This window comes from Aeromonas sp. QDB14, from assembly GCF_027707845.1.
GTDB lineage: Bacteria > Pseudomonadota > Gammaproteobacteria > Enterobacterales > Aeromonadaceae > Aeromonas > Aeromonas caviae.
Genome location: NZ_JAPCJD010000105.1, coordinates 1 through 11,892 on the forward strand (window position 1 = coordinate 1; position 11,892 = coordinate 11,892).

General features: G+C 50.2%; 11 protein-coding genes. All 11 read left to right on the top strand.

Going from position 1 to position 11,892, the window contains the following annotated elements; genetic code table 11:
* The coding region (locus PG887_RS20550; RefSeq protein WP_270822786.1) for a conjugal transfer nickase/helicase domain-containing protein at positions 1 to 554 on the top strand (554 nt) is incomplete at its 5' end.
* A 53-nt stretch (positions 555 to 607) separates the two neighbouring features.
* Positions 608 to 1,447, top strand: coding sequence for a hypothetical protein (locus PG887_RS20555; RefSeq protein ID WP_210538255.1), 840 nt, complete (start codon positions 608 to 610; stop codon positions 1,445 to 1,447).
* A 379-nt stretch (positions 1,448 to 1,826) separates the two neighbouring features.
* On the top strand, positions 1,827 to 2,417 hold the full coding sequence (locus PG887_RS20560) for a hypothetical protein (protein WP_210538256.1): 591 nt from the start codon (positions 1,827 to 1,829) through the stop codon (positions 2,415 to 2,417).
* 23 nt (positions 2,418 to 2,440) lie between these two features.
* The gene (locus PG887_RS20565; protein WP_210538257.1) at positions 2,441 to 3,283 is read left to right on the top strand and encodes a PFL_4669 family integrating conjugative element protein; all 843 of its coding nucleotides are present in this window, start codon (positions 2,441 to 2,443) and stop codon (positions 3,281 to 3,283) included.
* A gap of 1,404 nt (positions 3,284 to 4,687) precedes the next feature.
* Complete coding sequence (gene pilL2 / locus PG887_RS20570) at positions 4,688 to 5,152, top strand: PFGI-1 class ICE element type IV pilus protein PilL2 (protein WP_210538258.1); 465 nt, start codon at positions 4,688 to 4,690, stop codon at positions 5,150 to 5,152.
* Positions 5,149 to 6,498 carry a hypothetical protein gene (locus PG887_RS20575; protein ID WP_210538259.1) on the top strand — a complete coding sequence of 450 codons (1,350 nt, stop codon included), beginning with the start codon at positions 5,149 to 5,151 and terminating at the stop codon, positions 6,496 to 6,498. Before pilL2 ends, PG887_RS20575 begins: the two co-directional genes overlap by 4 nt.
* Positions 6,499 to 6,766: 268 nt before the next feature.
* Positions 6,767 to 7,636: a hypothetical protein gene (locus tag PG887_RS20580; RefSeq protein WP_210538260.1), complete on the top strand. Its 870-nt coding sequence runs from the start codon at positions 6,767 to 6,769 to the stop codon at positions 7,634 to 7,636.
* A 26-nt stretch (positions 7,637 to 7,662) separates the two neighbouring features.
* Complete coding sequence (locus PG887_RS20585; RefSeq protein WP_210538261.1) at positions 7,663 to 8,241, top strand: transglycosylase SLT domain-containing protein; 579 nt, start codon at positions 7,663 to 7,665, stop codon at positions 8,239 to 8,241.
* A gap of 14 nt (positions 8,242 to 8,255) precedes the next feature.
* The gene (locus PG887_RS20590; RefSeq protein ID WP_210538262.1) at positions 8,256 to 8,792 is read left to right on the top strand and encodes a PFL_4695 family integrating conjugative element protein; all 537 of its coding nucleotides are present in this window, start codon (positions 8,256 to 8,258) and stop codon (positions 8,790 to 8,792) included.
* Positions 8,793 to 8,893: 101 nt separating this feature from the next.
* On the top strand, positions 8,894 to 11,038 hold the full coding sequence (traD, locus tag PG887_RS20595; protein ID WP_210538263.1) for a type IV conjugative transfer system coupling protein TraD: 2,145 nt from the start codon (positions 8,894 to 8,896) through the stop codon (positions 11,036 to 11,038).
* Entirely contained in the window at positions 11,038 to 11,709 is a 672-nt protein-coding gene (locus PG887_RS20600) for a DUF4400 domain-containing protein (RefSeq protein WP_210538264.1), read from the top strand. The genes traD and PG887_RS20600 overlap by 1 nt, the downstream gene beginning before the upstream one ends.
* Positions 11,710 to 11,892: the final 183 nt, after the last annotated feature.

Genomic DNA, 11,892 nt, shown 5'->3' on the forward strand with positions numbered 1-11,892 from the left:
GGGGTGACGTGAGCGCGTTAAGGATCAGGGTGTTCACGTTGGCCGGAATGGCTGTTCAACTTCGCCGGAATACGCAGGCGCCGGGTGCAAGTCAGGAGACGCAGCAATCCGCGGCACCCTCTATTAAAAAATCGATTTCTGGTCGATCTGATACCGCACACCAATTTATTGAGTGGCTACGTGCACAGATCATGACTGGAGCACTCCAGGTAAATGCAAGAGCAGGCGTGGTACACATCGTTTCAGAACGTAGGCTCTGTTTCGTCAGTCCGGGGCTGTTCTACACCTTTCTAGATCAAAATGGCGCAAACAAGAACCTGGATCCAAAAGCGAGACGAGAAGCGGTATCTAAAGTTCAGCATGCCATTGCATCGGTACTGACGTTCGAGCGTTCTATCTTGGGTAGCACAATGATCACAGCTGAGATTGTTGGAATGCGAAAACGAGCTGATCTTCACGTGATGGTGCTAACAGCACAGGGTACTGAGCAGCTAATGCTTGACCTCGACTTTGACAATGCAAACAGATTCATAACACTAGGCGATATCAGATAGATATCGCAAAAAAAAAAGACACAAAATTTGTGGTGATTGCGGGAGGATAATCAGTGAACGGGCTTGAAGAAGAATTGGATCTTAGAAGGCTTGATGGCGGGGAGAGACTGTTAGCAATTGCAGAGCTCTACGGCAACGAGCAGCTTGAAATCCCAATTGATACACCTAGTAGTTACGAAGAGGTGATGGCCTCATCGAAGCGGTTTATTCGCGACTACCGAGCAAGCTGGAACAGCATCGTTAAGTTTGGTGCGGATAAGCTCCGGTCAGCATCTGCCATGGAAATCAAGAACGTGGCCGCTCTTCTCTCGCAGATTTGCGACGGTCCGGATATGTGGGACAACAATCCTGCAAGTCCCATCGAAGGTTACAGTGTTGGCCAAGCCATTTCACTTCTGGTCGCCAAAATGCCGGACATCACGATCACCACGGCACCAGAACATATCTCTGAAGCACAACAAGACCTCACATTTCTTGATCACGCAATCTATCTCACAGCCGAATCAATTTCCTCAACATATGGAATAAAGCTATCAACGCTCACCCATGGTGGCTTCTGTGTTGATCTGCGTAGCGTCACCACCAGAGTGCAAATGGTCAGAGCAATCCCCCTACTTCTACTCGGGGCACAATCATCACGAAGCGAATCACTGGCGGCCGGCCTGGACAAATTAGCTCTTCGAAATGGATATCGCGATGAAAACGAGATGGCAGAGTCAATTCATATGCGATTCAACCTATCACGATCGTCTTGGGCCAACGCCACAATCATCTCCATGATCGATGAATCAAACGACAACACAATTCACGCAGCTTGTGGCAGACTAATGCGGTTGATACGACGCATGTCGATCAGTGTGGCACTAAACAGCGGAGAGTGTGATGTCGAATAAACGGGACAAATTGATCGCATGCTGTGGCTCACTCCTGGCAGAGATAATCAGGCACGCCATCCTACATCGTTCATATGCGACCCCCTTTTCTCACAACCTAACGGGGTATGGGCTTGAGCAATTTTGCCAGAATGAATTCTGGATAAAGACGCTTCAATTCAAACGCCGAGTGATGGATGACATTCATGATGACCCAAGCGGATGCTTTGGGACTATCGATCTTCGCCCAGTATACAGTGCCATCGCCAATGGTATGCCTGCACGCGACGAAGATGCAAATGCTCAGTTCCCCCGAGCCCTTCTACTGCATCTGATCAGCAGCAGCTTCACAAATTGTGATTTCCTAGCTGATGTATGCCTTCTAAAAAGGGATGAACTTATGTCAGTCGTTCAATACTGCAGGATGAATCCAAGCAGGCTGGGCTCACTTGCAACATTGATACTTCCGGAGCACATAAGGTTGTCGCCAGACATCGCTATGATCATCGGGGAGACATCAGAACAGCATAACGAAGTGATCCGAACTCAACAGCTTCTGTCCATGCTAAAGATTCACAGAAAGAAGATAGGGATCATTACAGGCTCACCAATTTCAGCCATTCAGTGGATGGGGACGCAAAACACCCCCGGGCGACCAACGTCGAAAATAGACCCACGTCTTGAAGGGCTTGTGATCCATACTCTGAATCTCTTCCAACCAAATTTCGATGTTATGGACCCTCTGGATCTTTACACGCAGATCGTCAGGTTCATCGTTGAATTTTACCAAGGCGATGAGCGCGAAGAAATTTCACTAAAGCATGCAGGGCAGCATCTCGGCGTACTTATGGGTAGGATTTCAAAGTGGAATCAGGCTGACGTCAGGAGATGTACCAATGCATGTAGTGGCATGGGACTCAACATCACTATCACACCCAGCATCAAAAAAATGGCTACACAGGTATACCACGCTGTCGACATCATCATTTGATCAACAAACGGAGAAATAGAAAAATGAGCAGCAAACTGATTCTTGGAGCCCTCAGCAATGAAGAGGCCTCGAGCACACCGAACAATCGGGTAACCGAACTGGGCAGACTCAGATCACATATCAAAATCGAGATCCATACCTATGAGGGTGCCGCACTGTTCTCCGGCGTAAAGCGTGAATCGGATCAGGACGGTACTGACGACAATGGTCAGAAGAAAAAATTCACCCCACACAATCTGACCATGTTGGCGCAATCAATGATGATCCTTGAAGGGGATATCCGACTCGACAATCCCTACGCAGACTTCTGGTTTGATTCAATCTGGACAGCAATCACAGAGTTCAGAGAAGAGTTGAAAACTAAAAAGCAGTCACTGATTAGCTACATGGAAGACCGGGTACCAGAGAACTTCACCTCATCTGAATCATTTTCCGTGAAACCCATAGTCTACCAGGTTCGTAGTGGTAGCCAGCTCTACTATCAGTTCCTGTATGCAGTCCTGGAAATTGATTCCTTCATTCGTCTTGTCATGCTTGCAAGCCATGTCGCACTGCTGAGCCCGAGTGCAAGAACCACTTACATTCGGGATGTTATGCGGGGTTGCCGAGCACTCATTTCGCGCGCTGCATCCTATCGACACACCCCTGTCACACGAGATGACGTTTCAGCAAATAACGAGAAAGCTCGCATGGCTGCTGAGCGCTATGAGTCGATTGGGATCTCGCCATCGATTGGTCACATGCGTGGTGAAACCCGGCATGAATTTGCCCCTGAAATCCATAACGTTGCTGAAAGGAAAAGCAACCCTGCGGACGCGTATATCGAACCTGAAATCGTGAAGGAAACAGCAGCCGAAGAGGCATGATGAAAGGAATGGGTGGCCTCTGTCTAAACTCTTTGAAGCAGATGAGCGATGACTATATAGAGGCCGAGATTTCAAATATCGTCAATGAGCTTAATTTGAAGATTCGTAATGTTCTTCCATTAATAATAATCCCACATCGGAGTTACAACAGGATTTACCTCAGATGGAAAATTATCGATGGTAGTAACAGAAGGATATCGAATTACAGTGGTTTCGATCTCCAGCTAGATGAAACAGAGAGCACTCTGGCCATAGAAACCCAAACTCAGCTCGACTATATAAACTCTCAACTAAGCCTGTTCGCCAAGCGAACAAGAAGATAGGAAGGACCCGCAATTATTGCGGGTCTTTTTTATTAGGCGGCACAGTAACAGCACGCCGCCCACGCCATTTGGGGTCGCATGCAACTGAAAAAATATGTGACACAGATCACATTCATTGCACTAATAATCCCAGCCGGTGGGGGTTATCGCCACAAGACAAGCGGCCAATAGCACGGAAGTGATCATGAAGAACGGGCCGGCACACCTCCTCAAGTACGTGTTGGCCTCACAAAGTAGACCCCATTGGGGCCACACGGATTGAGCTAAGCAACCCGCCGATTCCCATTCGGAGCCATTTATTGCATATTACGGTCCGCCAGGCTTCTGGAATGGAAGATCGCCGCAAAGTCGAGAAACACGCATAAAACATTAGAATTCAATATGTTATGATAACACGGCAAGCATTGATCGGTCCGCTTACAAGTGCCGGCGGCAATACAAGCCCAATCCGCCCTGGGGATGTGCAGGCCTACGCCAGCGCATTGGTGCTGGGCCCTCTCATTTCCCCCACACCCCCTTTAATGGTTAAGGGCAGCGCAGCCTGCCCCCTTCCTTTCGCCATTCCCCTTGCTCTTTGGTGGTCGATTAGTTCCCTTGATCAGCCCGGAGTGATCCGATAGCATTGGAATCGTCATGGTGAACATGACCTCAACAACGCCGCGCAGATCGTCGGCAAAAACGATCGGCCAGTTAGTCAGAGTAAATCTGGCCCGACGAAAGGCCCAGGGGGTGCCAGAGGCCGGAATGTAAATTCCTCCCCAACATCAAATAAAATGGCCAGGAAAAGAAACCGGCTTTTTAATTTCAAGATAAACACGAATATTATTAGGGCGCCTGGTGGCGCCTTAACTTTACCTGCAATATTGTCTATCCAGCTTTCCTTCCTATATTACTTGTTTCCCCTCCGTAGAACCCATCTCTCGCAATACCCCACTCTGCTAGATGTCGCAGTTCTTTCCGTCAAGGTTCCTCGTATAGCTCATTGCCTATTGCTGAAAAAATCACTGCCAAAACTGCACCCATTTTCCGGTATCACGTCATGGTAAAATTGGCGACTAAAATCAACCATGGACGCATTGAGATGCAGACAGTAAAAAGTGCGCTGGCAGTAGCGACAATCTGGATGATGATTGCGCAGGGTGTCACCGCGGCAACACAAGAAGATCGGTATGCAATTTCGCGTTACACCACTATCGACACCACTCCTGAAGTGCGCCAATCCAATCCGCTTCTTACCGTTGTGAGCTTTTCATTTCCGCCCACCGTTGAGACAGTAGGGCAAGCAATTAACTACACTATTCAGCAGACCGGGTACACGCTGGCCGAGATGTCTAATCTGCCGGAAAGCACGAAGGTGATGCTTACCTTACCCTTGCCAAGCGTGCAAAGAAAATTCTCATACGTCACGGTCCAAGCTGCGCTAAAGACACTTGCTGGAGATGCCTTCCTGCTTCTTGTCGACCCCGTACATCGCGTGGTCACATTTGTCCCATTACTCCATGATGCAGATCCTTCCATTATTGAAGATAACGGTGCACAACCATGAAAAAGGATAGCAATTTCCTCAGTCGAAAGAGCAGCGAGACAGATAACCTTCTTTCTTCATTTGGTGTTAAACCTACTCTTAAAAACAATCAGGACGACGACATATTGGTTAGCAACAACCAGGTTAATGACGATGCCTATCTCCAAACTGACACCGGCAAAGATAAGACAGATGATATCGATGTAGTCCATGAGATCGACCCGATGGATGTTGCCAGAGAACTTATGGGAGAAGATTCAAGTGCGGGTTGGATTGTTGGGGGAGTAGTAGAGAGCACGGAACAGACAGTCACTGATGAACACACCACAGGTACTGCACAGCATCAAGACATTCAACCTGGCAGTGACGAATTCCTTCCAGAGATTTCCCAGGATGCTTCACTCAAGAATAGTGCCGAAGAGTTAGTAGAAAGCCTTGTGCCCGTCGAACCTTCGTTGGAGTCTATTCATGCAGAGTCTAGTGATAGGCAAAAATCAAATGGCAACATCCTCCGTCGAATGAGAAAGGACAAAAAGCCTACGGTGCATCCACTCACGGAACATGAGCCTGAAAACCAATCGACTCAGGAACGTAATCAGGGACACGTACATGAGAGGTATGATGGTGACCCTATTGGTGGAAGAACCATTGCGGCGGCGTATGTCAGTTTGGCTCTTGGAATTTTCAGTTTTGGCTTAGCCAGTTACACATTTCTATCACTCCCAAAGAATCAAGACACTCAACAGATTTTCGATGATCTACGAACTGAGATGGTCGCGAGGATGGATAAAATCGAATCTAACACCGTAAAGAAAACCAATGAAACAGATGCGGTTGTAGGTGAAATTTCGCGGCATGTGCAGCAACAGGCAGCAGATTTGTCAGCTCTTAACTCAGAGCTTAACTCACTAAAGTCATCTACCGAAAAATTGTCAACGGACACCGATCTTAGTTTGACCTGGGCCAGACAGACTCGTCAGATGGTGGACAATATTCAGGAGTCTGTTGATGCATTGAGGGTTAGTCAGGAGGCCTCTCAGGCAGCCATCAATAAGATTAAGAGTGCCGGTAACCAGACTTTACCTCAAGCAGCACGAGCTGCAGAGTCACATCATACCGCCACAAAACTCCAACCAGTCAGCAAACCTGAAGTAGTCAAGGTCATCGATGGCCACACGCTCTTCGATGTTGATGATTGGGGTGGAATCCTGCTTGTCACCATGATGAATGGTGACGAAGTTAAGCGCCTTCAAATTGGTGATGAAATAGGAATGTGGCGTTTGGAGAGCGCTGAACGTCAATCGAGACAGGCTGTATTTATCCAGGGGGATAAGGTTCTCACGATCGTGGCCAGTGGGGGCTACTGATGCCAAAATGGATTTTACTTTCTGCGACAGTCTTGTTGCTGAGTGGGTGCAGCACTATCCAGAACCTTTCAAGTTCGCTAGCAAAAAGCTTCGAAGAGAAGGCTCCTGAGCCGAAGAAAGTAGCTACCGTCCCCGCTTGCTCACCACAAGACATTGCTGGCCTCCGTTCGCTTTATATTGACTCATCAAGGCCCTACTACTCTGGCGGAGCAATCTTCATTTATGGCCGGGATGGCTCGCGCTGCCTTCTACCACTGAGGTACTTACGATGAAATTTAAGCATGCAATCTTATCCGCCACTTTTGCAGGAACACTCAGCATCTCAGCACAAGCCGTAGAACTGAGGTCAGGAGCAAATTCCAATCTCACAACCATTGGCCAATCTACAACACAGCGGGATTCCGTGCCTGCAGTTAACGAAGTGCCGTCGTATCTGCAGTGGACGAATGAGGATCTGCGGCAATCAAAGGCTTGGGGGATGAAACAATCAGAATGGATGGAGTACAAGGAGTTGATGTCCACCGGACCGAATGCTGCCTATTACGCCAATAAGCCAGAACTGACTCCACCCATGGTCATGGGGATCAACGCCAAGACTGATTATGATCGCACCCGATATGCCAAGCTTTCAGTCGAAATGGAACGCGCCCGCCTGGCAAGGGAGGTTCAGTTTGATGAAGCAGTTAATCAATACATTAAGACGCTGATCCCGAACCACCCGGTTTGGATGTCTGATTTGGAGAGAAGAGCTTGGGCCAAACGTAATGCTGAATCTGGGGTGGACAGCGCCAAGGCCGCGGGCTTAAGCAACAACAGTGTAGCGGTACCGATCAAAGACACGAGAACAGTTGCCTATGCTGACGCAGAAAACTGCGATGTCAGGTGCACCGGATTCATCAAGAATCTTGCCACCCGTTCGAGCAAGCTCAACCGCCTTGATCTTTTCGTCATCAACGCCAGATCCGATGAAAATCTGTTGTCCTTCTCTCGTGCTGTCGGGATCTCAACTCAGATGCTGGCTGATGGTAAAGCGACCGTAAACTATGACAGTGGATACTACGCTCGCCTTAAACCCGCCCCAGGGTTGCCGGTGGCATATAGGGTCCAACTCAACAACACGGTTGAGTTGAAGCCATGAGGACTAGGACGATCAGTGCAACAGTCATGCTGGCCATACTCACCTTTGCCAGCCCCTCACAGGGTAGCGCCTCAACCGATGTTCAAGGCCGCCATGCAACGAAACTGGTAAAGGGAACAAAGCCCCAAGTAGCTCCAATTCCACCAGCCTACTATGAAGTAGCCATGATTAAGCGTGTGCCGGCGGATCTTCTGTATTCAATCTCATTGGCCGAAAGCAAGTTGTCGACAAACAAGGGGCGGATCGTGCCTTGGCCATGGACGGCAAACTTCAAGGGGAAAGGGTATAGGTTCAAAACTCGCGTTGCGCTGTATCAGTTTTGCAAACAGCTAATTGACCAGGGACACCGATCCGTAGACATCGGCATTGCCCAGGTGAATTGGCGTTGGCACTCTGGAAGGTTTGGCGGTGACCTTTGGGCGGCCACGGATCCATGGACGAACCTCAACGCGGCTGCTGAGTACCTATCAGAGCATTACCAAAAATCCCGAAACTGGTGGCAGGCAACCGGCCAGTATCACAATCCAAAGGATGCGGCGAAAGCCGCAGCCTATCGCAATTCGGTGTATAAACAATGGCAATATGTAAAGCAAACCATGCAATAACCGTTGTGGGGATCATGCTGGCGATGATCGCTGGCAGTGCACATGCAGAGGTGCCATCTCCAGGGGTTGTGATCTACCAGAATGAGAGTGCCTTCCCTATCAAGAATTGGGTTGATGATCAGTTTTACTCCGACTTGAAGAAACCGGACTCTCTGGATCAAATCAAGTCTAACCTCAAAACTGCCATGGAGAATTTCAAACCCTCATCTGCAGCACTGCCAAGGATCTTCCCTATTGAACCAAAACTCATAAAGCCGGTAGTTCTTCCCGGTACCCAGATGATCAAAGAGTTGCCGGACCTCCCCCAACCACTGTTCGTCATCGGCACCGACGAGTACAGCATTCGCTGGTTCCAGGCAAACCGAAAGGTGTTGGAGCAGTATGGTTCGTCAGGTGTGTTGACGAAGGTAAGGAACCAAACAGAGTGGGAGTACATGCAAAAGCTGGTGGCTCCCATGCAACTCTGGCCAATGAATGCTGATGCACTGGCCGATCAGCTAGGCGCCCCAGGCTACCCGCTTATGATCACCAAGTCTGGTTTTTTTCAGTAGCTAGTCCGAGATGGCAACCCCCCATCTGCCGCCACCATGCCGGAGCCCCTTGCTCACCGGCGGGATCCCCTCCCCCGATATCTCATATATGGAATGCATCCATGACTGCCAAATTTGAAATCGAATCCCTGCTACGCCCGCCTGTTGAGCTCTATAGCTCTGCGATCATGTCCGGGGGAGCAGCACTGTGCATGTGGGCGCCTCACACTCTCATGATGACGCCATCGGTCAGCTATGCCTGTGGCAGCATATTGGCGGCCGGGGCCCTCAGCAGGTTTCACGACGGATGGACCGTCAGCAAGTATCATCGCAACCTTACGCGCCTCAGTTACTACGAGATGAAGCCCCAGGACGTTCCATGTTCGCAACGTCTCAACTGGATCGGCCGCGGTTTTGAGTGGAAGCCCATTCACACACAACGGATGATTGAGGCGCAATCCATCAAGGCGATGAAGTACCTGGAGCCCAGCAATCTAAGTAAGCTGGCCCGCCGGGCAGAAATTACCTTGGAGGGGAAAGGGCTGTTGGCAGAGTCGATCGCCAAAGCGCTTCGCAAAGACAGTCCATGGAACCCTGTCCGCCCCCTCCCCCCCGTTGGGGGATCGCCGATCATGCATGCAGTTGAGCCTCATGAAAGGGATGTCTACGAAGACCTTGGAGAACGGGTTGCTCACAAAATCGTGATTGGTACAACGCGTGTAGGGAAAACCCGAGCCGCCGAGATATATGTCGCATCAGATATTGCCCGCGGCGACGGCTGCACGGTCTTCATGGACCCCAAATCTGACGCAGGCATCCTTAAGCGCCTCTATACGGAAGCCAAGAGGCATAACCGCCCGTTCTACATCTTCCACTTAGGGTTCCCCGACATCAGCTGCCGCTATAACGCCGTGGGCTCATTCGCCAGGATTTCAGAAGTGGCCACCCGAGCCACCAGCCAACTAGCCAGTGAGGGAAACAGTGCTGCATTTGCGGAGTTCTCTTGGCGATTCGTAAACATCGTTGCACAAGCCAGGGTTGCAATGGGTAGTCGGCCGAGTTATGTGCAGATCCAAGGCGATATTGCTGACATGGAGCCGCTATTCAACGACTACAGCGAGTATTACTTCGAGAAGCACCGGATTGCTCGCTGGCGTGAGGATGTGAGCACTATTGAGTTGAACATGAAGGCTCCACCCCGGCACATGCAAAGCCGGACCAAGCGAACAGCAGCCCTGGAAGCCTACATAAAGGGGAAACGTATCTTTGATCCTGTGCTGCTGGCCCTGCTATCCGCAATTCAGTACGACAAGACCTACTTTGACAAGCTGACTGCATCCTTGCTGCCGTTCGTAGAGAAGGTCACATCTGGCCGGCTGGTTGAGCTGGTGGCCCCAACATACGACGCTAAAGACTCTCGACCCATCATCGACTGGATGACCATCATGCGGCAAAAGGCAGTGGTCTATATCGGTTTGGATGCCATGACAGATAAGACCGTAGCTGAAGCCATTGGCGGTTCCATGCTGTCCGACCTGCTCTCTACCTGTGGCTATCTGTATAAATACGGGATGGAGAAGGGGCTTGTGGACGCAAAAAATGGCGTGTTGCCGAAGGTTTACCTCCACTGCGATGAATTCAATGAATTGGCGACAGACTTCGCTATCCCGATTCTCAACAAGTCCGGTGGCTCTGGCGTGAGGTTTACAGCCTACACCCAGTCAGTGTTCGACCTAGAGGCCAAACTAGGCGATGCTGCCAAAGCCCAGCAAATGCTGTCAAACTTCAATGCGATCATCATGCTGCGTGTCAAGACAATAGAAACAGCTGAGCTTCTCACCAACCAGTTGCCAGAGGTCACGATCAGCGAGTTGGGCGCATTGAGCTCTGCACGTGATAACTCCGACGTGACCAGTACCATTCACTTCGAGTCGAACAACTCGGACACCATCGCTACACGCCAGGTTCCACTACTACAACCCTCCGACATTATTCGCCTGCCCAAGGGGCAGGCCTTCGCTCTACTCGATGGCGCCAAGCTCTACAAGCTGCGTTTCCCGCTGATGGATGACAAGAAAGACAACATACCGATCCCGAAAGACGTGGAAGAGATCTGTGCATTGATGGAATCGAACTATCAGACCTCGGATAGCTGGTATAACAACTTGAGATCCTGGAAGAGCATAGACAGGCCAACCGCGGCCAATAACCCGTTTGGTCAGACTGCAGCTGGCCTCCCCGATGAACTGGCTGCGAGGGTTGCCTGATGGCCACACCGAATGAACGGATCGATATCCTCTCGTTTGTCATCATCTCCATCGGAATGGTGGTAGGGGCCACCGTCACCGGCGTCATTATTGAATGGTGCGGCATGATATGGTTCTGGCCTGAGCAAGGAGCCCAGCACGCCCTCAAAATGGTGATCGATGAGGCGGGATATCTGAATGAAGACTTCGTTAATGCAGCGCTGTTTGGTTGGACACCGACTGAGGCTATCCATTACATCACACAGGCCGTAACCGGTTCCCCTATGGGCCCCGATGTTTTAGACCCCGCGAGGTACCGATGGCTCACCTCTTGGTCTGCTTCGATTGCTGTTTTCGAACAGTACCTGCTCGCGGCCATCTACATCACAATCGTCTGCCTAATCCGTGCGGTGATCTTGCTGTTTACGTTGCCACTGTATGGGCTATTCATGTTTGTGGCCTTCTTTGATGGGTTGATGCTCAGGGATCTACGCAAATACGGAGGTGCCCGGGAGTCTGGGTTAAGGCACCACTACGCCAAGCGTATGATTTTACCGTGCATGTGGTGTGGGTGGGGGCTGTACTTGGCCATTCCATTCACAATCCACCCCAACTGGATATTGGTACCGAGTGCAGTGCTGTCCTCTGTATCCCTCTGGTTGGCTGTAAGGTTCTTCAAAAAGCATCTGTAATGGAGGTACCCATGACCAGATCCCAGGTCGTAGCCATCCTATCCAGGGTGAGCAGTCTGGAGACATCGCAAGCATTGGAGTTGCTTGCTGATAGCCACGAATCATCCGGCGTTTTTCAAGATAGTTGTCGCGCAAAGCTGTTTTAAGCAGCCTCTTTTTGCTCCGGCTCGGGTTTCTCGGGCC

Bases quoted from the DNA above. Each gene is read 5' to 3' on its own strand.
- PG887_RS20585 (WP_210538261.1), top strand. From the start codon at position 7,663: ATGCTGGCCATACTCACCTTTGCCAGCCCCTCACAGGGTAGCGCCTCA.
- PG887_RS20590 (WP_210538262.1), top strand. From the start codon at position 8,256: ATGCTGGCGATGATCGCTGGCAGTGCACATGCAGAGGTGCCATCTCCA.
- traD (WP_210538263.1), top strand. From the start codon at position 8,894: ATGACTGCCAAATTTGAAATCGAATCCCTGCTACGCCCGCCTGTTGAG.
- PG887_RS20560 (WP_210538256.1), top strand. From the start codon at position 1,827: ATGTCAGTCGTTCAATACTGCAGGATGAATCCAAGCAGGCTGGGCTCA.
- PG887_RS20565 (WP_210538257.1), top strand. From the start codon at position 2,441: ATGAGCAGCAAACTGATTCTTGGAGCCCTCAGCAATGAAGAGGCCTCG.
- PG887_RS20580 (WP_210538260.1), top strand. From the start codon at position 6,767: ATGAAATTTAAGCATGCAATCTTATCCGCCACTTTTGCAGGAACACTC.
- PG887_RS20575 (WP_210538259.1), top strand. From the start codon at position 5,149: ATGAAAAAGGATAGCAATTTCCTCAGTCGAAAGAGCAGCGAGACAGAT.
- PG887_RS20600 (WP_210538264.1), top strand. From the start codon at position 11,038: ATGGCCACACCGAATGAACGGATCGATATCCTCTCGTTTGTCATCATC.
- pilL2 (WP_210538258.1), top strand. From the start codon at position 4,688: ATGCAGACAGTAAAAAGTGCGCTGGCAGTAGCGACAATCTGGATGATG.